17 protein-coding genes are annotated in these 21,972 nt (G+C 73.3%); 4 read left to right on the forward strand and 13 right to left on the reverse strand.

Annotation, left to right across the window (positions count from 1 at the left end; all coding sequences use genetic code 11):
* The first annotated feature begins 85 nt into the window (after positions 1 to 85).
* Together DFJ68_RS02655 and DFJ68_RS02660 are read left to right on the forward strand one after the other, a co-directional pair.
* Positions 86 to 949, forward strand: coding sequence for an NAD-dependent epimerase/dehydratase family protein (locus DFJ68_RS02655; protein WP_121030783.1), 864 nt, complete (start codon positions 86 to 88; stop codon positions 947 to 949).
* 90 nt (positions 950 to 1,039) lie between these two features.
* A complete protein-coding gene (locus DFJ68_RS02660) occupies positions 1,040 to 1,540 on the forward strand; it encodes a hypothetical protein (RefSeq protein ID WP_121030785.1) in 501 nt (166 codons plus the stop codon).
* A 40-nt stretch (positions 1,541 to 1,580) separates the two neighbouring features.
* Here the strand turns inward: DFJ68_RS02660 and DFJ68_RS02665 are convergent, their stop codons facing one another.
* The 3 genes from DFJ68_RS02665 to DFJ68_RS02675 form a co-directional block, all read right to left on the reverse strand.
* Positions 1,581 to 2,768: a DUF2231 domain-containing protein gene (locus DFJ68_RS02665; protein WP_121030787.1), complete on the reverse strand. Its 1,188-nt coding sequence runs from the start codon at positions 2,766 to 2,768 to the stop codon at positions 1,581 to 1,583.
* Between the two features lie 71 nt (positions 2,769 to 2,839).
* A complete protein-coding gene (locus tag DFJ68_RS02670) occupies positions 2,840 to 3,412 on the reverse strand; it encodes a universal stress protein (RefSeq protein ID WP_121030789.1) in 573 nt (190 codons plus the stop codon).
* Positions 3,409 to 4,878 (reverse strand): MFS transporter, encoded by a 1,470-nt coding sequence (locus tag DFJ68_RS02675; protein WP_170165689.1) that lies wholly within the window; start codon positions 4,876 to 4,878, stop codon positions 3,409 to 3,411. Before DFJ68_RS02675 ends, DFJ68_RS02670 begins: the two co-directional genes overlap by 4 nt.
* Before the next feature lie 227 nt (positions 4,879 to 5,105).
* Here DFJ68_RS02675 and DFJ68_RS02680 point away from each other — a divergent pair, with 227 nt between their 5' ends.
* Positions 5,106 to 6,581 carry a M14 family metallopeptidase gene (locus DFJ68_RS02680; RefSeq protein WP_211333251.1) on the forward strand — a complete coding sequence of 492 codons (1,476 nt, stop codon included), beginning with the start codon at positions 5,106 to 5,108 and terminating at the stop codon, positions 6,579 to 6,581.
* Positions 6,582 to 6,668: 87 nt separating this feature from the next.
* Here DFJ68_RS02680 and DFJ68_RS02685 read toward each other — a convergent pair whose 3' ends face one another.
* Positions 6,669 to 7,424, reverse strand: a complete 756-nt coding sequence (locus DFJ68_RS02685) for an IclR family transcriptional regulator (RefSeq protein ID WP_245963414.1) — start codon at positions 7,422 to 7,424, stop codon at positions 6,669 to 6,671.
* A 186-nt stretch (positions 7,425 to 7,610) separates the two neighbouring features.
* Between DFJ68_RS02685 and aceB the strand changes: the two genes are divergently transcribed.
* The gene (gene aceB / locus DFJ68_RS02690) at positions 7,611 to 9,233 is read left to right on the forward strand and encodes a malate synthase A (protein ID WP_121030793.1); all 1,623 of its coding nucleotides are present in this window, start codon (positions 7,611 to 7,613) and stop codon (positions 9,231 to 9,233) included.
* A gap of 35 nt (positions 9,234 to 9,268) precedes the next feature.
* Here the strand turns inward: aceB and guaD are convergent, their stop codons facing one another.
* From guaD to gcl, 9 genes are all read right to left on the reverse strand, one after another.
* On the reverse strand, positions 9,269 to 10,561 hold the full coding sequence (guaD, locus tag DFJ68_RS02695; protein WP_121030795.1) for a guanine deaminase: 1,293 nt from the start codon (positions 10,559 to 10,561) through the stop codon (positions 9,269 to 9,271).
* Entirely contained in the window at positions 10,558 to 11,418 is an 861-nt protein-coding gene (gene xdhC, locus DFJ68_RS02700) for a xanthine dehydrogenase accessory protein XdhC (protein ID WP_121030797.1), read from the reverse strand. Before xdhC ends, guaD begins: the two co-directional genes overlap by 4 nt.
* The gene (gene xdhB, locus DFJ68_RS02705; protein WP_121030799.1) at positions 11,415 to 13,883 is read right to left on the reverse strand and encodes a xanthine dehydrogenase molybdopterin binding subunit; all 2,469 of its coding nucleotides are present in this window, start codon (positions 13,881 to 13,883) and stop codon (positions 11,415 to 11,417) included. The genes xdhC and xdhB overlap by 4 nt, the downstream gene beginning before the upstream one ends.
* Complete coding sequence (locus DFJ68_RS02710; protein ID WP_121030801.1) at positions 13,880 to 15,511, reverse strand: xanthine dehydrogenase small subunit; 1,632 nt, start codon at positions 15,509 to 15,511, stop codon at positions 13,880 to 13,882. The genes xdhB and DFJ68_RS02710 overlap by 4 nt, the downstream gene beginning before the upstream one ends.
* Before the next feature lie 235 nt (positions 15,512 to 15,746).
* Positions 15,747 to 16,580 (reverse strand): bifunctional allantoicase/(S)-ureidoglycine aminohydrolase, encoded by an 834-nt coding sequence (locus tag DFJ68_RS02715; RefSeq protein ID WP_121030803.1) that lies wholly within the window; start codon positions 16,578 to 16,580, stop codon positions 15,747 to 15,749.
* Positions 16,577 to 17,947: an allantoinase AllB gene (gene allB, locus DFJ68_RS02720; protein WP_245963415.1), complete on the reverse strand. Its 1,371-nt coding sequence runs from the start codon at positions 17,945 to 17,947 to the stop codon at positions 16,577 to 16,579. The genes DFJ68_RS02715 and allB overlap by 4 nt, the downstream gene beginning before the upstream one ends.
* Before the next feature lies 1 nt (position 17,948).
* Positions 17,949 to 18,929, reverse strand: coding sequence for a fumarylacetoacetate hydrolase family protein (locus DFJ68_RS02725; protein WP_121030805.1), 981 nt, complete (start codon positions 18,927 to 18,929; stop codon positions 17,949 to 17,951).
* The gene (locus DFJ68_RS02730; protein WP_245963416.1) at positions 18,926 to 20,155 is read right to left on the reverse strand and encodes a glycerate kinase; all 1,230 of its coding nucleotides are present in this window, start codon (positions 20,153 to 20,155) and stop codon (positions 18,926 to 18,928) included. The genes DFJ68_RS02725 and DFJ68_RS02730 overlap by 4 nt, the downstream gene beginning before the upstream one ends.
* A gap of 1 nt (position 20,156) precedes the next feature.
* The gene (gcl, locus tag DFJ68_RS02735) at positions 20,157 to 21,935 is read right to left on the reverse strand and encodes a glyoxylate carboligase (protein ID WP_121030808.1); all 1,779 of its coding nucleotides are present in this window, start codon (positions 21,933 to 21,935) and stop codon (positions 20,157 to 20,159) included.
* Positions 21,936 to 21,972: the final 37 nt, after the last annotated feature.

The raw sequence follows: 21,972 nt of genomic DNA on the forward strand, positions 1-21,972 counted from the left end.
GATGCCGGGTGGCCACCCTCGGGGTGACCACCCGGCATCCGCGCGTTAGGTTGGTCGAAACGACCACGGGACAGAGGGGTTCGGCATGCGCATCGCGGTCACGGGTGGTTCGGGCAAGCTGGGTCGGCACGTCGTCAGGCGGCTGCGCGACGGTGGCCACGACGTCGTCAACCTCGACCGCGAGGGGGAACGGGCCGACGGCTTCATGCGGGTCGACCTCACCGACCACGGCGCCGTCATCGACGCGCTGAGCGGCGCCCGCGACGGGGAGCAGCCGCCCCGGGTCGACGCCCTCGTCCACCTCGCCGCGATCCCCGCCCCGGGCCTGGCCCCCGACATCGAGACGTTCCGCAACAACGTCGTCACGACCTTCAGCGTCTTCCACGCCGCCATCCGGCTCGGCGTGCGCACCATCGTCTACGCGTCGTCGGAGACGGTGCTCGGACTGCCGTTCGACACCCCGCCGCCGTACGTGCCGGTCGACGAGGAGTACCCGCCGCGGCCGGAGTCGGTCTACAGCCTGGTCAAGACGCTCGAGGAGACGATGGCCGCGCAGCTGTGCCGCTGGCACCCCGACCTGTCGGTCACGGGGCTGCGCTTCTCGAACGTCATGGACGTCGAGGACTACGAGGCCTTCCCGTTCGACGGCGACCCGCTCGAGCGCAAGTGGAACCTCTGGGCCTACATCGACGGGCGAGACGGAGCCCAGGCGGTCGAACGCGCGCTCGAGAGGTCCGAGCCGGGCTTCGAGGCGTTCGTCATCGCCTCGCCCGACACCGTCATGACCACCCCGAACGCCGAGCTGCTCGACAGGGTCTTCCCCGACGTGCCGCGGCGCGACGGCATCGGTGAGCACACGACGCTGCTGTCGATCGACAAGGCCCGGCGTCTGCTCGGGTACGCGCCCGAGTTCTCGTGGCGTGACGGCCGGGGGGACGAAAAGGCCTGAGAATCGGGCCTCTCCGGCTGGGCGTGTGTCGCGGCCGGGGGCTGGGGACAACTTCTGCAGGCGCGGCCCGGTCCACGCCACGATGGGTGCATGAGCGTCGAGCACCTGCCGGGCACCGTCGATGACGGGCCGCTGACCGACCCGACCGTCGCGTCGCGCCTCGTCGACCTCGTCGTCGGTGAGCACGCGCGCGCCGACGGCTGTGTCGGCGTGCTCGTCTGCGACGAGCACCACCGCCTGCGACAGCCCGTGGTGCTCACCGACCGGGTGGTCGGTCGCGCGGGGTGTGGCGGATTTGATGGTGTCGTCGCGCTGCTCGACCTGCTGCTGCCGGCCGTGTACCGCGACGGCGGCTCGGTGCTCGTCGTGCGCGGGCGCCCGGGCGGCGGCGTGCCCGACGACCGCGACCGGGCCTGGCGCGCCGAGGTGGTCACGGCCTGCACGCGGCACGACGTGACCCTGCTCGGGGTCCTGCTCGCGACGCGTGACGGGGTGGGCGTGCTGCCCGGGTTGTCAGGGCCACCGGGTCCGACCGACGTGCACGAGGGGGCCGGGGTGGGCCGTCCCGACCGCCTCGGCGCCGCCTCGTGACGGGCGGTGACGGGCCGTGACGGGCGGCGACGGGCTGGTCTCAGCGGTCCTCGGCGAGGATGCGACGCAGGTCGGCCCGCGCCTCGGCGAGCGAGTGCGAGAACCGGCCCTCGCGCTGGCCGGCGGTCGCCTCGAGCGCCGTCATGGCCCGCACGATGCGGGTGGCCGACGCGTCGTCGAGGCCGCGCACGGCGAGGGTGACCTCCTCGACCTCGTCGAGGCCCATGTGGTGCTCGATGGAGTCCTCGAGGGCGACGAACTGCGACTTGTGGCCGGGCTGCCCGGGCGTCAGCTGCTGGAGGTTCGCGATCTGCAGCTCCATGCCGTCGGGCTCCCCGGGGCGCTCAAGGCCGGTCGGGCTGCTCGGCGAGCCCGCCGTGAGCGGGGCGATCAGCTCGTCCTCGATCGCCTGGTGCATGGCGAGGTACCCGAACAGCTCGGACAGGCCGGTCGTGTCGCCGCTGCGCACCGGCCCGGCCAGCCGTTCGACCATGGCGGTGATGCGGGCGTGCTGACCGGTGAGGGCCGCGACGACGTCGTCGCTCGTGTACGTCCTGCTGGCGGGGTCGGACGGGTTCATGATCGTGCCTCTCGGGTCGGGGGCGCCGGGCCCGACGGCCGTGGAGGCGGCGGAGCCGCCGAAGGCTCCGTGGCCGTCGGCCGTGTCAAAGGCCGGGTGGCGGCTCGACACCTTGCGCACGGAGGTCAAGTGCCCCCCGAGGTACCCGCCCAAACCGGTGAGGCCCGCCCCGGTCAGCGCGAGCGCCGCTCCGAGGCGGTCCCGACCCGCGCGACGAGCACCCCACGAGCCGGCGTAGACGGCCACACCCGCGACGTTCAGGGCGGCGTGGGCCACTCCCACCCGCTGCTCCCGTCGACCGGTGCGGTGCCACTCGGCCCAGCCGGACGCCGCCGTCGGGGCGACGGCGAGCAGGCCGAGCCCGACGAGGCGTCGCGCCGCCGGTCGTGCCTGCTCACCGCCGAGCACGTCCAGTGCCGACGCCGCGGTCCAGAGGCCGAGGGGCAGGTCGGTCAGCAAGGGGTGGAGGGCGTGACCGAGCCACGAGCCACGCAGGGCGTCACCCGTGGCGCCCTCCGCGAGCGGACGGGTCAGCCGGCCGAGGGTCTCGACCGCCGGGTCGAGGCGCTCGTCGTTCTCGAGGTCGACCGCCGCCTGGGCGAGGGGAGGCAGGGCGGTGGCCGCGCGGACGTCTGCTCGTGTGGTCATGGTCCCTTCGTACCCGCCCCGGCCCCCACCGCGCCAGAGGCGGACGGCCGGCTCACCTCACGAGTCGCGGCTCACGTGGGCGGACGCTGCAGCCCCGGCCGTCCGGCGGTGGCCGCCGCGCGCGCCGCGGCACGGCCGACCGCCCTCGCGCCGGCGGCGACAGGGGAGCGGGCCTCACCCGCCGGCACGGGCACGACGACGACAGGGCAGGGCACCGACCGCAGGAGCCGCCCGACGAGCCAGCGGGGCGACACCTCCCCGGTGCGTGGCCCCTCGAGCACGAGCAGGTCGGCGCCCTCGGCCGCCTGCGTCAGCGCCGTGCGCCGCCCGGCGACGACGATGCGGGTGCTCGTGTCGTGGTCCGGCCCGAGTGCCGCTGCCACCGCCGCGTCGAGCTCGGTCTGCGCCGTCGTGTGGTCGGCGTCGGTGTCCGCCGCCACGGAGGGGAGCCGACCCCCGGTCGCCGCGACCGGGGCCGTCGGCCGCCAGGCGCGGACCGCGACGAGCCGACCGCCGCGCACCGCGGCCTCCCGAGCCGCCCAGGCCAGCGCCCGGGGCGAGCCGCTCGACGGGCTGACCCCCACGACGACGGTGAAGTCCTGACCGCGCCCACCGGCATCCGCCGGCCCACCGGCATCCGTCATCGGGCACCTCCCGCGGCGGCGGGGACGTCGGCCCGGCTGAGCGGGTCCGCGATGTCCTCGAGCGACTTGCGCTCGGCGTCGATCCCCAGCACCCGGGCGACGACGCCGCCGACCACCATGATGAGGGCGCCGCCGATGTAGCCCCACATGAGCGGGGTGCGGCTCGTGCCCTCGCCGATGAGGGCGCCGTAGAGCACCGGGGCGACGGCACCCGAGCACTGGGCGATGACGAAGAAGTACGAGATGGCCTGCCCGCGCACCTCGAGGGGGAAGATCTCGCTGACGGTGAGGTACGCCGACGAGGCCCCCGCGGAGGCGAAGAAGAACGAGACGCACCAGAGGATCGTGTGCGTCGTCGCAGTGAGCGCGCCGGCGTTGAAGAGCAGGGCCGAGACGAAGAGCACCGCGCCGGCGACCGTGTAGGTCAGGAAGATCATCTTCCGGCGGCCGACGGTGTCGAAGAGGTGGCCGAGCAGCAGCGGGCCGAGCAGGTTGCCGGCCGCGAAGGGCAGGAAGTACAGGCTCGTCTGCGCCTTGCTGATGCCGTAGAAGTTCGTCAGCACGAGGGCGTAGGTGAAGAAGATGGCGTTGTAGAGGAACGACTGCGTGACCATCATCGTGAGGCCGAGCACCGTACGACGGCCGTACCGGTGGACGAAGACGTCCCACAGCGTGCGGAAGCCGATGTTGTGCTCGGGCTTGACGAGCATCGCCTTGCTCTCGTCGACGGGCGGCAGGTCGTGGCCCTCGTCGCGCACGCGTTGCTCGATGTCGTCGACGACCTGCGTCGCCTCGTCGGCCCGGCCGTGGGTGACGAGCCACCGCGGGCTCTCCGGGATGTGCCGGCGCAGGTAGATGATCGACAGGCCGAGCACCGGGCCGATGAAGAACGCGATGCGCCAGCCGAGGTTGGCGGCGACGTTCTCGGGGTTGAGCAGGTACAGGTTGGCGAGGGCGCCGAGGAAGGCGCCGGCCCAGTAGGTGCCGTTGACGGCGATGTCGACGCGGCCGCGGTAGTGCGACGGGATGAGCTCGTCGATGGCCGAGTTGATCGCGGTGTACTCGCCGCCGATGCCGAGCCCCGCGATGAAGCGGAACACCCAGAGGAAGGCCATGTTCGGCGCCAGTCCGGCGATGCCGGAGCCGAGCAGGTAGATCACGAGGGTGAGGATGAACAGCTTCTTCCGCCCGAGCCGGTCGGTGAGGCGCCCGAAGGTGAGCGCCCCGACGACCTGGCCGATGAGGTAGATGGTGCCGGTGAACCCGACCTGGGCCGAGCTCATGCCCAGCGTCTCCTGGAACCCCGACTCGGAGACGAGCTGGATCTCGAGGCCGTCGAGGATCCAGCTCACCCCGAGACCGATGACGACCGACCAGTGGAACCTCGTCCACGGCAGCCGGTCCATGCGGGCCGGGACGAGGCTGCGGATGGCCCCGTCCTGACGGCCGACGGCGACGTCACTCATGCGAACTCCCTTCACCTGCAGGGTGTCCGTTCGTTTCGGCGAGGGCCGACCATGGGGCCGGCACGGGCGGGCACGGCGAGTGCGTACCCCGTCCCCGTCGCGGGTGCACCGCAGGCGCGGGGGCCGGGCCGGATGCCGTGCAGCGGGCTGTCAGTCGACATGCAGGTTGCTCACATGTGGGGTTTGATCGAGCTGCTGGACCACACCCACCCCACCTCGGAGGAAATGTGAGACCTCGCAAGCTGTTGTTGTCCTCGGTGCTGACGGTCGCCCTCACCGGCACCCTCGGACTGGCCTCGACCGGCGCGGCCGGAGCCGCCGGAGCCCTCGGTGCCGCCGACGATCCCGCGTCGACGCGCGACCTGCCGCGCCGCAGCGCCCCCGCCCTGCCGGCACCCGAGCGGGTCGGTGCGCCCGACGCCGCCGCGCTGGCCGAGGCCCTGACGACAAGGGGCCCCGCGGCCTCGGCCCCCGGCCAGCGGGTCGCCGACGGACCCCTCACCGGGTTCGAGCAGCGGGGCGGCAGCGACTGGACGACGCTCGAGGAGGAGCGGCGCTTCCTGCGCCAGGTCGACGCCCTCAGTGACAAGGTCTCCATCTCGCCGGCCGGGCGCACGCTCGAGGGCCGGCGTCTCGACCTCGTGCAGATCGGGTCGGGCCCGCGCACGCAGCAGCAGGTCGCCGCCGGCAGCAGCGTGCTCATCGCGTGCTCGCAGCACGGCAACGAGCCGGCCGGCCGCGAGGCCTGCCTGTCGATGATCCGCGACCTCGCCCTCGACGAGAGCCCGGCCACGAAGCGGCTGCTCGAGAACACGACGGTCCTCGTCGTGCCGACCGCCAACCCCGACGGCCGGGCCGCCGACACCCGTGGCAACAGCGACGGCATCGACATCAACCGCGACCACCTCGCCCTGACGACGAACGAGGCCAAGGCGATCGCCAAGATCGTGCGCGACTACAAGCCGCAGGTGGTCCACGACGCCCACGAGTACGGTGGAGCGCGCGACGTCTACGACCGCGACCTCATCCGGCTGTGGCCGCGGAACCTCAACGTCGACAAGGACGTCCGTGCGCTCGCGGTCAGCCTGGCCGACGACTACATCGACCCGGCGGTGCAGTCCGAGGGCTACACGACGGGCGAGTACGGCATCTTCTACGGCCCCGACGGCAGCCCCATCGCCCAGGTCGCCGGTGACGAGGACGAGCGCATCATGCGCAACACGATGGGGCTCAAGCACTCCGTCGGCCAGCTCGTCGAGAGCCTCGTCAACGACTTCGACGACGACGAGACGGAGACCGAGAACAAGCTGCGCCGCGTGCGCACGCAGACCCTCAGCCTCATGGGCACGACCGCCCTCGTCCTCGAGAAGCGCGACCAGCTGCTGTCGACGACCCGTGCCGCGGCCGAGGAGGCGACGGCCGAGGGCGCGGCCGGCGACCAGCCGTTCTTCTTCGCCGGCGCCGACAACGACCTGCCCTCCTCGGGCTCGGTCGACCTGTCCCCGCCGTGCGCGTACACGATGACGGTCGACCAGCTCGCCCAGGTCCGTCAGACGCTGACCCTGCACGGGGTGTCCTTCACCCGCGCCGGTGGCGTCGTCACGGTCTCGATGGCCCAGCCCGCGCAGCCGCTCATCCCGCTGCTGCTCGACGCCCGCGCGAACAACGAGCTGCTCGCGGCGACCCCGGTCGAGTGCGGCTGACCGCCCCCGACCTGCGCTGACGACAGGTGCCCCGGCTGCCCGCCGGGGCACCTGTCTGCGTCCGCCCTCTCGACGGTCGAGGGTGGGTCAGCCGCGGGTGCGCAGCTCGTCGGCGATGGCGTCGGCCGCTGCCCGCAGCGGCGGCACGGCGTGGTCGACGACGTCATCGCCCATGCGGGGGAGCGGCCCCGACATCGAGATCGCGAGCCGGCTGCCCCCCGGCACGGCGACGGCGACGCACCGGACGCCGAGCTCCTGCTCCTCGTTGTCGAGGGCGTAGCCACGCTCACGGGTCTGGCGCAGCTCGGCGACGAAGTCGTCGGGGGTGACGAGGCTGTGGGTGGTGCGACCCTCCATGCCGGTGCGGCGCAGCAGGGCCCGCACGTCGTCCTCGTCGTCGCCGGCGAGGATCGCCTTGCCGACCGCCGTCGTGTGCGGGTCGACGCGCCGGCCGACCTCGGTGAACATCCGCATCGAGTTCTGCGAGGGCATGACCTGGCCCACGTAGACGATCTGGTCGCCGTCGAGCATGGCGAGATTGACCGACTCGCCCAGGGTCGAGACGACCTCGGCGAGGTGCGGACGGGCCCACGTGGCGAGGCGGCGCGACGTCGTCTCACCGAGCCGGATGAGCCGAGGGCCGAGCGAGTACTGCCGGTTCGGCTCCTGACGCACGTAGCCGAGGTCGACGAGGGTGCGCACGAGGCGGTGGATCGTCGGCAGCGGCAACCCCGTGTCGGACGCCAGCTGCGACAGCGTGATGACGCCACCGGCATCCGCGATGGTCTCGAGGATGGCGAAGGCGCGGTCGAGGGACTGGACCCCGCCACCCGCCTTGGCCACGGGCCCCTCGCTCGCTCCAGAGGGCTCAGAGGGCTCGGCGGACGTCGGTCGCGGGCGCGTCGTGCGTGCGGGCATCGGTGCGTGGCCTCTCCGTGCTCGCAAAAAGGGCTCGTTTGCGAGAAACTTTTTCCGTATGATGAAAGCGTACCCCAATGCCGCCCGTCACGTCCCTCAGGAGAAGAGCGCATGTCAGCACCCGGTCCCCTCACCGTCGACGGCCCGGCCGTCGACCGCTCCGAGCAGGTTCTCACGCAGGAGGCCCTCGAGTTCGTGGCCGACCTGCAGCGGCGTTTCGGCGCCCGCCGCGACGAGCTGCTGCAGGCTCGCCGCACCCGGCGTGAGGCCCTGTCGCGCGAGCCCGTGCTCGACTTCCTCCCCGAGACCGCCGAGGTGCGCGCGGGTGACTGGACCGTCGCGCCCCCGCCCCCGGCCCTCACCGACCGCCGGGTCGAGATCACCGGGCCGACCGACCGCAAGATGGCCATCAACGCCCTCAACTCCGGTGCGCGCGTCTGGCTCGCCGACCTCGAGGACGCCAACACCCCGCACTGGGCGAACGTCGTCGGCGGCCAGGTCAACCTCTACGACGCGGTGCGCGGCACCATCGCCTTCACGAGCTCGCAGGGCAAGAAGTACGCCCTGCGTGACGCATCGGCCACCCCTGTCATCGTGCCCCGCCCGCGCGGCTGGCACTTCGACGAGGCTCACGTCACCCTGGACGGGAATCCCGTCGTGGCAGCGCTGTTCGACTTCGGGCTGTACTTCTTCCACAACGCCGCCGAGCTCGTCTCGCAGGGTCGAGGTCCGTACTTCTACCTGCCGAAGATGGAGTCGCACCTCGAGGCGCGACTGTGGGACGACGTCTTCACCCACGCCGAGCGCACCCTCGGCATCGAGCACGGCACCATCCGCGCGACGGTGCTCATCGAGACCATCACCGCCGCCTTCGAGATGGACGAGATCCTCTACGAGCTGCGCGACCACGCCGCCGGCCTCAACGCCGGCCGGTGGGACTACCTCTTCAGCATCATCAAGAACTTCCGCGACGCCGGGCCCGACTTCACCCTGCCCGACCGCAACGCCGTGACGATGGCGGCGCCGATGATGAAGGCGTACAGCGAGCTGCTCGTCAAGACCTGCCACCGCCGCGGGGCCATGGCCATCGGCGGCATGGCGGCCTTCATCCCGAGCCGCCGCGACGCCGAGGCGAACGAGCGCGCCTTCGCCAAGGTGCGCGAGGACAAGACCCGCGAGGCCCGCGCGGGTTTCGACGGCTCGTGGGTGGCCCACCCCGACCTCGTGCCGATCTGCGCCGAGATCTTCGGCGAGACGCTCGGCGACGCCGACAACCAGCTCAGCCGTCAGCGCGACGACGTCGAGGTCACCGCCGCCGACCTGCTCGCCGTCTCGCAGACGCCCGGCGCCCGCACCCTGGAGGGGCTGCGCGAGAACGTCACCATCGGCATCCAGTACGTGCACGCGTGGCTGTCGGGCAACGGCGCCGCCGGCATCAACAACCTCATGGAGGACGCCGCCACCGCCGAGATCTCCCGCTCGCAGGTGTGGCAGTGGATGACGAACGGCGTCGTGCTCGAGTCGGGCGAGACCGTGACGCGAGAGCTCGTCGAGCGCGTCGTCGAGGAGCAGTTCGCGGCCCTCGGCGCGACCGTCGGCAGTGACGTCGTCGAGGCCGACCCGCTGTGGGACCGGGCGCGCGAGCTGTTCGTCACCACCGCCGTCGCGCAGGACTTCCCCGACTTCCTCACCCTGCCCGCCTACGAGGAGGTCCTGCGCCTCGAGCGGGCCTGACCGCCTGTCGTGGTCGGTCGTGCCGGGTGACCGGGTCAGCGCGTGCTGACCCGGTCACCGCCCACCCAGACCCCGGCGACGTCCGTCGGGGTGCCGAGCGCGAACACCTTGGCCAGCGCGTCCTCGGCGGATGCCGCGTGGCGCAGTCCCACGTCGAGCGGCTCGTCCGCCCGGGGCCGCACCCAGACGGCGTCGAACTGCCGACCGACCTCGAGGTCGCCGACCTGCTCGCCCACGCCCAGGGCCAGCGCACCGGCCCGGGTCGCGAGGTGCAGCAGGTCGGGGGCCGTGAGCGCGAGCCCGTCGGCGCCGAGCAGCTGCTGCATGAAGTACGCCTGCAGCCCCTCCTTGAGCAGCGAGAAGCCGGTGCCGGCGCCGACGTCGGAGCCGAGGGCGACGTGCACCCCGTGCTCGACGTGCCGCCGCAGGGGGAACAGCCCGCTGCCGAGCGCGGAGTTGCTCGTGGGGCAGTGCGCGACGCTGGCTCCCTGCGACGCGAGCAGCGACAGCTCGCGGTCGGTTGCGTGGACGTTGTGGGCCAGCACCGTCCCCGGGCCGACGAGACCGTGCCGGTCGTAGGTGTCGACGTAGTCCTGGGCGTCGGCGAACAACCGCGCCACGGCGGCGACCTCGGCCGGGTTCTCGTTGACGTGGGAGGTGAACAGCGTGCCCGGCGCGTCCTTGAGCACCGAGGCGCACGCGTCGAGCAGGTCGTCGCTCGCCGAGTACGAGAAGCGCGGCGTGACGGCGTAGCGCGAACGGCCCCGGCCGTGCCAGCGACGGCTCAGCGCGAGCGCCTCGTCGTAGGTGCGCTCCGGGGTGCTGAGCAGCCCCTCCGGCAGCGACCGGTCGCTGACGACGAGGCCGGCGGTGACGCGCAGCCCGACGCGGTCGGCCTCGGTGAAGAGGGCGTCGACGGCCGTGGCGAAGTGCGAGCCGAAGACGAGTGCGGTCGTCGTGCCCGACGACGCGAGGCCCCGGACGAACTCGCCCGCCACCTGCTGCGCGTAGCCCGTGTCGGCGAGCCGCGCCTCCTCGGGCAGGGCGCAGCGGTCGAGCCACTCGAGCAGGGGCATCCCCAGCGCCCCGATGACCCGCACCTGCGGGAAGTGCACGTGGGTGTCGACGAACCCGGGCAGCAGGATGCCGGGGCGCAGGTCGACGACGTCGTGGCCCGGGTGCGACGCGGCCACGCCGTCGAAGCCGCCCCGAGCGGTGATGACGCCGTCCTCGACGAGGATGCCGGCGTCCTCCTCGGCGCGCAGGCTCACCCCCGTGGGGGTCAGGCTGCCGGGGGTGTCGAACGCGGTGGCCCGGTACAGCGTCATGCCCGCACCTCCGCCGTGGCGTCGGTGACGTCGGTACCGGCGACGCCGTCACCGGAGCCGGTCGGCGTCTGCCAGCCCCGCACGAGGTCGGCGGCGACGCTGACGGCGATGACGGCCGGGCTCTTGCCGGTGATGTCGGGCAGGCCGATCGGGGTCGTCACGCGGGCCAGGTCGTCGTCCGAATGACCCTCTGCCCGAAGCGTCCTCGCGAACCGGCGCCACTTGGCGCTCGACCCGATGAGGCCGATCGGGCCGAGCCGAGGAGAGCGCAGCGCCATGTCGACGAGGGCGGCGTCCTCCGCGTGGTCGTGCGTCATGACGAGCACGTGGCAGCCGTCCGGCACCTGCCCGAGCGCCATCTCCGGCACGGGGGCGTGGTGCACGTGCACCCGGGCGAGGGCGTCGTCGAGGCACACGAGTCGGCGCGGCTCGAGGGCGTCGGCGCGCGAGTCGACGAGGTGCAGCTCGACGTCGTGGCGCGCGAGGATGCGGGCGAGCTCGAGACCGACGTGGCCGACGCCGAAGACGGCGACCGCGGGCACGACGGGCAGGGGCTCGAGCAGCAGGTCGACCTCCCCGCCGCAGCACTGCCGTCCGTGCTCGGCCGGCGCCCGGTCGTTGAGCCGCATCGTCAGGGTCACCGGTCGGGACTCCTGCTCGCACAGCATCGCCCGCGCCCGCTCGACCGCCGTCGCCTCGAGGTTGCCGCCGCCGACGGTGTCCCAGACCGCGTCGGCCCCGACGACCATCTTGGCGCCCGCCTCACGTGGGGCGTGCCCGCGCACACCGGTCACGGTGACGAGCACGCCCGGGTGGCGCGACCCCCGCAGCCGTTCGACGGCCCGAAGCCAGTTCACGGCCTCGCCCCGGCACCGACGGCCCGCTCCGACTCCGGCTGCATGGGTCGGGCGTCGGCGTCGGGCTGCTCGGGCCGCACGCCCGGGTCGCCGGGGGCGGCCACCTCGACGTGCGCGTCGTCGGGGTGGCCCTCGCCCGCGGCCCTCGCCTCCTCGACCGCCCAGAAGACGGCCTCGGGCGTCGCGGGGGAGGCGAGGTCGACGCTCGTGCCGGCCGGCCCGAAGGCGGCGGCCGCCTGACGCAGTGCCTCGCGCACCGAGAACGCGAGCATGAGCGGCGGCTCGCCGACGGCCTTGCTGCCGTAGACGACCCCGTCCTCGTGGGCCTGCTCGAGCAGGCTGACGTTGAACTCCTCGGGCATCTCGCTGAACGAGGGCAGCTTGTAGGTGCTCGCGGCCTGCGTCGCCAGCCGGCCGCGGCTCGCACGGTCGCTCTCGTCCCACCGGAGGTCCTCGAGCGTGAGCCAGCCCGCGCCCTGGACGAACCCGCCCTCGATCTGACCGATGTCGACGAGCGGCGACAGCGAGTCGCCGACGTCGTGCACGATGTCGACCCGGCGGGTGCGGTAGGCGCCGGTGAAGCCGTCGACCTCCACCTCCGTCGCGGCCACCCCGTAGGCGAAGTACTTGAAGGGTGAGCCCTGCATGCGCGAGGAGTCCCAGTGCAGGCCCTCGGTGCGGTAGAAGCCCGCCGCCCACAGCTGCACCCGCTGGAAGTACGCCTGGTGGACCAGCTGCGCCCAGGGCACCTGCTCGCCGGTGCCGCCGATGGCGTGCACGACCCCGTCCTCGAAGCGGACGTCGTTGGGGTGCACGCCGAGCCGGCCCGCCGCCACCGCACGGAGGCGGTCGGTGATCTGCTCGCAGGCGTTCTTGACCGCGCCGCCGTTGAGGTCGGCGCCCGAGCTCGCCGCGGTGGCAGACGTGTTCGGCACCTTGTCGGTGCGCGTCGGGGCGAGGCGCACGGTCGACAGCGGCACGCCGAGCGCGGTCGCGGCCACCTGCAGCATCTTCGTGTGCAGGCCCTGGCCCATCTCGGTTCCACCGTGGTTGATGAGCACCGAGCCGTCCTTGTAGACGTGCACGAGGGCGCCGGCCTGGTTGAAGGCGGTGAGGTTGAACGAGATCCCGAACTTGACCGGCGTGATGCCGATGGCCCGCTTGGTGTCGGGGTGCTCGGCGTTGTACCGGGCCACCTCCTCACGGCGGCGCTCGAGCTCGCCCGACGCCACGACGGCATCCCAGGCGGCGGTGATGCGCTCGGGGTGACGCACCGGCTGGCCGTAGGGCGTGGTCTGGCCGTCGGTGTAGAAGTTGCGGCGCCTCAGGTCGGCAGGGTCGAGCCCGAGCAGCGGGGCGCACCGGCCGAGGACGTCCTCGATGACGAGCATCCCCTGGGGGCCGCCGAACCCGCGGAAGGCGGTCTGCGACGTCTTGTTCGTGCGCGCGATGCGCCCGTTCACCCGCACGTTGGGGATCCAGTACGCGTTGTCGATGTGGCACAGGGCGCGGGCGAGCACCGGCTCGCTGAGGTCGAGGCTCCAGCCGCCGTCGGCGGTGAGGGTGGCGTCGAGGGCCAGCAGGCGACCGTCGTCGTCGAAGGCGACCCGCCAGCGCGAGTGGAAGCCGTGGCGCTTGCCCGACATCGTGAGGTCCTGGGTGCGGGTCAGGCGCAGGCGCACCGGGCGGCCGGTCAGCCGGGCCCCGATGGCCGCGATGGCCGCGAGGCCGTGCGGCTGCATCTCCTTGCCGCCGAAGCCGCCGCCCATGCGCAGGCACTGCACCGTGACCTCGTGGCTCGGCACACCGAGCACGTGGGCGACGATCTCCTGCGTCTCACTCGGGTGCTGCGTGCTCGACTGCACGAAGACCTGGCCGTTCTCGTCGACGAGGGCCAGCGCGCAGTGGGTCTCGAGGTAGAAGTGCTCCTGGCCGGCGAACTCGAACTCGCCGCTGAAGACGTGCGCGGCACCGTCGAAGGCGGTCTCGACGTCGCCGCGCTCGAGGTGCGGCTGCGCGCCCTGGAACGACTCGGCGTCGATCGCCTCGCGCACGGTGACGATCGAGGGGAGCGGCTCGTAGTCGACCTCGACGGCGGCCGCGCCGAGGCGGGCCGCCTCGAGCGTCTCGCCGAGCACCCACGCGACGGAGTGGCCGAAGAACATGACCTCGTCGGGGAAGAGCGGCTCGTCGTGCTTCACGCCGGCGTCGTTGACGCCCGTGACGTCGGATGCCGTGAGCACCCTGACGACGCCCGGCACCTCGAGCGCCGGCGCGGTGCGCAGGCCGGTGACGCGGGCGTGGGCGTGCGGCGCCTGCACCGGGTGGGCGTGCAGCGTCCCGTGGGTGCGCAGCACGAGGTCGTCGGTGTAGAGCGCGGCACCGGTGACGTGCAGCTGGGCGCTCTCGTGCGGAAGGTCCTGTCCGACAACGGGGTTCGTCGGGCGCTCGGAGAGGTGGCTCATGCCGAGGCCTCCTCTCGCGTGGTGCGTCCGGCGTGCTGGGCGTGCAGCTTGAGCAGGGCCGTGCCGAGCATCGCACTGCGGTACGCGGCGCTGGCGCGGTGGTCGTCGAGAGGTGTGCCCTCGCGGCGCATGACCGCGGCGGCGGCCCGGGCGGTCTCGCGGGTGAAGGGGCGGCCCTCCAGGGCGGCCTCGGTCTCGAGGGCGCGCACCGGGGTGGCGGCGACCCCGCCGAGGCCGATGCGGGCCTTCGTGACGACGCCGTCGTTGACCTGCAGGGCGAAGCCGACCGCGACGCTGCTGATGTCGTCGAAGCGACGCTTGGCGATCTTGTGGAACGCGGTGACGGGGGAGAGCGGCAGCGGCAGCCGCACGGCCCGGATGAGCTCGTCGGGCCGGCGCACCGTGGCGCGGTACCCGGTGAAGTAGTCGGCCAGCGGCACCTCGCGCTCCCCGCTCGGGGAGGCGAGCACGACGACGGCCTCGAGCGCGAGCAGCGCCGGCGGGGTGTCGCCGATGGGCGACCCGGTGCCGAGGTTGCCGCCGAGGGTGGCGCCGTTGCGGATGAGCCGCGACGCGAACTGCGGGAACACCTGGGCCAGCAGTGGGACCCGACCGTCCAGCCGCGCCTCGATCTCGGACAGGGTCAGCGCGGCGCCGAGCTCGACGACGTCGGGACCCGTCTCGAACGTGCGCAGCTCGGGCACCCGGTCGATGCCGATGACCACGGGTGCCCGCACGCCGCGGATGTTGACCTCCACGCCCCAGTCGGTCGAGCCGGCGACGAGCGTGGCGTCGGGGTGCTCGGACCGCAGGGCGAAGACGTCGGCCAGGTCGCCCGCCCGCAGGTACTCGCCTGCGCCCGAGGCGAACCGGGTGGCGACGGGCGCCGGTGCGGGCTCGTGGGTCCGCTGCGCGAGGGCGTCGTCGTCGGTCGGCCGGCCGAGCGCGAAGGCGGCGTCACGGATGGGGCGGTAGCCGGTGCAGCGGCAGAGGTTGCCCGATAGGGCGTGCAGGTCGAAGCCGTTCGGGCCGTGGTCGTGGTCGACCGGGTCGTGGTGCGGCGCGTTGGGGTCGTCGGCGGCGTCGCCCTCGCCCTCGACCGGCCGGGTGGCGTCGGTGCCGGGCACGAGGTCGCCCCCGGCCTCCGGGGTGTCGCGGCCGGGGCGGTAGTACTCGGCGGCCATGCTGCAGACGAAGCCGGGCGTGCAGTAGCCGCACTGCGAGCCGCCGCGCACGGCCATCTCGTGCTGCACGGGGTGCAGGTCACCGGGCTCGCCGAGGCCCTCGGAGGTCACGACCTCCTGGCCGTCGAGGCTGGCGGCGGGGACGAGGCAGGCGTTGAGGGCGGTCCACTGGGTGCCGGCGTCGGGGCCGTCGCCGGCCGGGCGGGCGACGAGCACCGAGCAGGCGCCGCACTCGCCCTCGGCGCACCCCTCCTTCGCCCCCGTCAGGCCGAGGCCGCGCAGCCAGTCGAGGGCCGAGGTGTGCGCCGCGGCGCCCTCGAAGCCGCACTCGCGACCGTTGACGGTCGCGCGGGGGGCTGTGACCTCACCCGTGTCGGCCGACCTGGTGCCGGGCGTGCTGGCGGCGGTGGTGCCAGCGGTGGTGGTGGGGGTGGTCGACGCCATGCTCACTCCTTCGGGACGCGGCGGCCGTGACGTTCCGGGACGGAGGTCAGCGGCGACCGCATGGTTAGAGTGAAACCGATCCGCTGGTTATCCATGCCGAACAGCGGTCGGGCGTTTCGACGACTGTACGGCCGAGTGGCCCCAGACGCAACGGTTTCGGAATCTGTATTTCGTATCGTGGAGGTTTCGGCTCCGTGACGGTGGCGTCACGGCATCCAGCCTCTCGACGCGCGGCTCAGAGGAGCTGGCGGCCCAGCTTGGCGTGACGGTTGACGTCCTTGTAGAGCAGGTAGCGGAAACGGCCCGGGCCGCTCGCGTAGCAGGCCTGCGGGCAGAAGGCCCGCAGCCACATGAAGTCGCCCTCCTGCACCTCGACCCAGTCCTTGTTGAGCAGGTAGACGGCCTTGCCCTCGAGCACGTAGAGGCCGTGCTCCATGACGTGCGTCTCGGGGAAGGGGATGACCCCGCCGGGCTGGAAGGTGACGATGTTGACGTGCATGTCGTGGCGCACGTCGGACGGGTCGACGAAGCGCTTGGTCGACCAGGCGCCGTCCGTGTCGGGCATGGGGATGCCGTCGAGCTCGTCCTCGTTCGTCACGAAGGGCTCGGGCACGTCGATGCCCTCGACCCGCTCGTAGGCCTTGCGCACCCAGTGGAACGTCGCGGGCACCTCCCCGTCGTTGCGCACGCGCCACGTCGCCCGCGGCGGGAGGTACGCGTAGCCGCCCTCGCGCAGCTCGTACCGGCGGCCCTCGATGCTGACGAGCAGTGCGCCGCTGACGACGAAGACGACGCCCTCGGCGGTGGGGTCGAGCTCGGGCCGGTCGCTGCCGCCGCCGGGGGAGACCTCGACGATGTACTGCGAGAAGGTCTCCGAGAAGCCCGACAGCGGGCGCGCGATGATCCACGCCCGCGTGGCGTCCCAGAACGGCAGCACGCTCGTCACGATGTCGCGCATCGTCCCGCGCGGCAGCACGGCGTACGCCTCGGTGAACACCGCCCGGTCGGTCGTGAGGTCGGTCTGCGCGGGCAGGCCTCCGGTGGGTGCGTAGTAGCGCGACGTGCTCATGCCTCTCCTCGTCTCAGCAGCCGCCCCTGCGGCTGGGCGTCGTCGTCGGTCTCGAGCCGGATGCCGTGCAGCCAGGTCTGGCGCACGGCCCCGGTCAGCGCGTGTCCGGCGTAGGCCGACACGGGGTTCTTGTGGTGCAGCTTCGCGACGTCGACGACGAAGGCGTCGTCGGGGGCGAAGACGGCGAAGTCGGCGTCGTGGCCGACGACGATGCCGCCCTTGGTCGCGAGACCGGCCTGACGTGCGGGTCCCTCCGACATCCAGCGGACGACGTCGACGAGGGAGTGGCCGCGGCGGCGGGCGCCCGACCACGTCGCGGCGAGCCCGAGCTGGAGCCCGGCGATGCCGCCCCAGGCGACGCCGAAGTCGCCGCTGTCGAAGGCCTTGAGGTCCTCGGTGCAGGGAGAGTGGTCGGTGACGACGATGTCGATGCTGCCGTCGGCGAGGCCCGCCCAGAGCAGCTCGCGGTTCTCCGACTCGCGGATCGGCGGGCAGCACTTGAACTGCGTCGCCCCGTCGGGGATCTCCTCGGCCGTGAAGGTGAGGTAGTGCGGGCACGTCTCGACCGTGAGCGATACGCCGTCGGCACGGGCGCTGCGGATCATCGGCAGCGCGTCCGAGCTGGACAGGTGTAGGACGTGCGCCCGGGCGCGGGTCCAGCGGGCCAGCTCGATGACCTGGGCGATGGCGAGGTTCTCGGCGCCGCGCGGGCGGCTGTGCAGGAAGCCGGTGTACTCCTCGCCGTCGGGCGAGGCCGCGTGGTCGATGGCGTGGCCGTCCTCGGCGTGCACGATCATGAGGGCGCCGAGGCGGGCGGTCTCGCGCATGGCGAGCTCGAGCTCGTCGGGCTCGAGGTGGGGGAACTCGTCGACGCCCGAGTGCAGCAGGAAGCACTTGAAGCCGAACACGCCCTCGGAGTGCAGCGGGGCGAAGTCGTCGACGTTGCCGGGGACGGCTCCGCCCCAGAACCCGACGTCGACGAAGGCCTGGTCGCGCGCGACGGCTCGCTTCTCCTCGAGCGCGGCCACCGTGACGGTCGGCGGGATCGAGTTGAGCGGCATGTCGATGATCGTCGTCACCCCGCCGGCGGCGGCCGCCTTCGTCGCGCTGGCGAACCCCTCCCACTCGGTGCGGCCGGGCTCGTTGACGTGCACGTGGCTGTCGACGAGACCGGGGAGCAGCACCTCGTCGGGGCCGAGCTCGACGACGGTGTCGGCCTCGAGGTGCTCGCCCCCGGAGGCCAGCGCGTCGAGGTCGGGCGCCGTCTCGACCAGGGCGATGCGCCCGTCGCGCACCCCGACGAGGGCGGCCGTCTCACGGCCGTCGACGACGGCCCGTCCGGCCCTGATCAGCACGTCCAGTGCCACGTCATGTCCTCCTGGTCTGTCGGTGTGCCGGTCGTCCTGCGCCGACCGTAGCCGCCCCGGGCCCTGCTGCCGCGGCGAGGTGGTGGTGTGGCCGCGCCGGCCGGTGGGGGTGGGAGCCGGCGGCCGCTACGTCGGCCGCGGTGACGACGTTGCGGTGCGACCCCAGCGGGCCGCCGTCGAGCTCGAGCACGTCGCCGGCGCGCAGGTAGGGCCGCGGCTCGGGCCGGCCCAGGGCCACGCCCGCGGGGGTGCCGGTGATGACGACGTCACCCGGCTCGAGCGTCATGAGGCCGCTGACGTACGCGAGCACGTCGGCCACGCCGAAGACGAGGTCGGCGGTCGAGCCGTCCTGGCGGCGCTCGCCGTTGACGTCGAGCGTGAGCCGCAGCGATGCCGGGTCGCCGAGCTCGTCGGGCGTGACGAGCCAGGGGCCGAGGGGGCAGTACGTGTCGGCCGACTTGCCCTTGGTCCACGTGCCGCCGCGCTCGAGCTGGAGGTCGCGGTCGCTGAGGTCGTCGGCGAGGGCGTAGCCCGCGACGCCGGCGAGCGCCTCGGCCGGTGAGGCGTCGCGCAGCACCCGGCCGACGACGACGGCGAGCTCGACCTCGTGGTCGGTCGTGGTCGAGCCGGGCAGGAGGCGCACCGGGTCGGTCGGCCCGCACAGCGCGCTCGTCGCCTTGAGGAAGACGACCGGCTCCGCCGGGGCCGGCGCCCCGACGGCGCGGGCGTAGCAGTGGTAGTTCAGGCCGATGCCGACGACCTTGCCGGGCCGCGCGACGGGCGCCCCGAAGCGGATGCCGTCGGGCGGGTCTAGCGGGGGCAGCGCACCGCTCGTCGCGGCGAGGGCGGCCCGGGCGAGGCCCTGCTCGAGGAAGGGGCCGTCGACGTCGCGGGTGAGGGGGCGCAGGTCGAGCAGCCGCCCGTCGGGAGCGACGACGACCGGGACCTCGCGGCCGGGAGGGCCGACCCGGGCCAGCCTCACCGGGACACCGCCGTGGAGCGGGCGCGGCTGCCGTGGACGTCGTGCCCACCACGGTCCGCCACGAGCGCGGTGCCGAGCCGGCGGCCGATGCGCTCGAGCAGCGGGCCGGGCGCGCGCATCGACTCCTCGAGGGTCTGCGCCTCGTCGGCGGTCGTGTGCACCTCGCGGAAGCCGGCGGCGACGAGGCGGTCGGCGTCGAGGCTGCACCGGCCGGCGACGCCGACGACGGGCACGCCGGCGGCCCGGGCCGCGGCGGCCACCGCGGCGGGCGCCTTGCCACGCAGCGTCTGCTCGTCGAGCGAGCCCTCGCCCGTCACGACGAGGTCGGCGCCGGCGAGGGCGTCGTGCAGGCCGGTCAGCTCGAAGACCAGCTCGGCCCCGGGTCGGGCGTGCGCGCCGGCGACGGCGAGCAGGCCGAAGCCGACCCCTCCCGCGGCCCCGGCACCGGGCTCGTCACGCCGGTCGGCGCCGGTGGCGTTCGCGACGAGGTCGGCCCAGTGGTCGAGGGCGGCGTCGAGGCGCTCGACCTGCTCGGCGGTGGCGCCCTTCTGCGGCCCGTAGACCGCGGCCGCGCCGTGGACGCCGGTCAGCGGGTTGTCGACGTCGCAGGCGACGACGAGCTCGGCGTCGGCGAGGGCGGGGTGACGACCGGTGAGGTCGAGCCGCGCGGCCGCCTCGAGCCCTGCCCCGCCGGGGCCCACGTCGTGCCCGTCGGCGTCGAGCACCCGCACGCCGAGGGCCTGCAGCAGCCCGACCCCGCCGTCGGTGCTGGCGCTGCCCCCGATGCCGACGACGATGCGGCGGCAGCCCGCGTCGAGGGCGGCGGCGATGACCTCGCCCGTCCCCCGGCTCGTCGCCGTGAGGGGGGCGAGGGCGCCGTGGGGGACACGCGCGAGGCCACTGGCGTCGGCGAGCTCGACGACGGCATCCGGCCCGCGTCTGGCCCAGCACGTCGTGAGGGGCACGCCCGCCGGGCCCGTGGCGCTCAGCGACTCCCGCTCGAAGCCGGCCGCGACGGCGGCGTCGACGGTGCCGTCGCCACCGTCGGCGACCGGGACGACGGTCACCTCGAGGCCCGGGCCCGCGGCGCGCAGGCCGGCCGCGAGACAGGCGGCCACGCCGGCGGCGCTCAGCGTCCCCTTGAACTTGTCGGGGGCGACGAGCACGCGGATGGTCGGGGCAGGTGCCCCCGCCCTCACGCGCTCGTCGCCGTCGTCGACAGGCACGTCAGTCGAGGTTCGCGTAGAGGGCGGTGGGCGCGTCGGCGTGGTGCTCGGCGAGCTCCTCGAACTCGGTGACGGCGTCGATGCGCAGGCCCATGGACACGTTGGTGACCCGCTCGAGGATGACCTCGACGACGACGGGCACCTGGAACTCGACGATCATCTTCTTCGCCTGCTCGAGGGCGGGGCGGATGCCGTCGGGCTCGGAGACGCGGATCGCCTTGCAGCCCAGCCCTTCCGCCACCTTGACGTGGTCGACGCCGTAGCCGTTCAGCTCGGGCGCGTTGACGTTGTCGAACGAGAGCTGGACGCAGTAGTCCATGTCGAAGCCGCGCTGCGACTGGCGGATGAGCCCGAGGTAGGCGTTGTTGACGAGCACGTGGATGTAGGGGACCTTGAACTGCGCCCCGACCGCGAGCTCCTCCATCATGAACTGGAAGTCGTAGTCGCCGGAGAGGGCGACGACGGTCGCGTCCGGGACGGCCGTCGCGACCCCGATGGCGGCGGGCACGGTCCAGCCGAGCGGACCGGCCTGGCCGGCGTTGATCCAGTGCCGCGGCTCGTAGACGTGCAGCAGCTGCGCGGCCTGGATCTGGCTCAGCCCGATGGTGCTGACGTAGCGGACGTCCTTGCCGAAGGCGGTGTTCATCTCCTGGTAGACCCGCTGCGGCTTGATCGGCACGGTGTCGAAGTTCGTCTTGCGCCACAGCGTGCGCTTGCGCTGCTGGCACTGCTCCTGCCACGCGCCGCGGTCGGGCAGCGAGCCGGCGTCGCGGCGCTCGCGGGCGGCCGCGACGAACAGCTCGAGGGCGGCCTTCGCGTCGCTGACGATGCCGTAGTCGGGGGCGAAGACCCGGCCGATCTGGGTGGGCTCGATGTCGACGTGCACGAAGGTGCGTCCGGCGGTGTAGGTCTCGAGGTCGCCGGTGTGCCGGTTGGCCCAGCGGTTGCCGATGCCGAGCACGAAGTCGGAGGCGAGCATCGTCTCGTTGCCGTAGCGGTGGCTCGTCTGCAGGCCGACCATGCCGACGTTGAGGTCGTGGTCGTCGGGGATCGACCCCCAGCCCATCAGGGTCGGGACGACGGGCACGCCGGTGAGCTCGGCGAGCCCGACGAGCAGGTGGGCCGCGTCGGCGTTGATGACGCCGCCCCCGGCGACGATGAGGGGACGCTCCGAGGCGGCGAGCATGTCGAGGGCTTTCTCGACCTGCTTGCGGGTCGCGGCCGGCTTGTAGACCGGCAGCGGCTCGTAGGTCTCGACGTCGAACTCGATCTCGGTCATCTGCACGTCGATGGGCAGGTCGATGAGCACCGGTCCGGGGCGGCCGGAGCGCATGAGGTGGAAGGCCTGCTGGAAGGTGCCGGGCACCTGCGCCGCCTCGAGCACGGTGACCGCCATCTTCGTCAGCGGCTTGGCGATCGAGGCGATGTCGACGGCCTGGAAGTCCTCCTTGTGCAGCTTGGCGACGGGTGCCTGGCCGGTGATGCAGAGGATCGGGATGGAGTCGGCGCTCGCCGAGTACAGGCCGGTGACCATGTCGGTGCCGGCCGGCCCGCTCGTGCCGACGCAGACGCCGATGTTGCCGGCCCGGGCACGGGTGTAGCCCTCGGCCATGTGTGAGGCGCCCTCGACGTGGCGGGCCAGCGTGTGGTGCAGGCCGCCGTTCGTCTGCATGGCCTTGTAGAAGGGGTTGATCGCGGCCCCGGGGAGGCCGAAGACGTCGGTGACGCCCTCGCGCTTGAGGATCTCGACCGCGGCCTGGGCGGCTGTCATGCGTGCCATCGTGTGTCCTTGGGTCTCGTGCGTCCAGTGCGTCCAG

The sequence above is a fragment of the Terracoccus luteus genome (genome assembly GCF_003635045.1).
Lineage (GTDB): Bacteria > Actinomycetota > Actinomycetes > Actinomycetales > Dermatophilaceae > Terracoccus > Terracoccus luteus.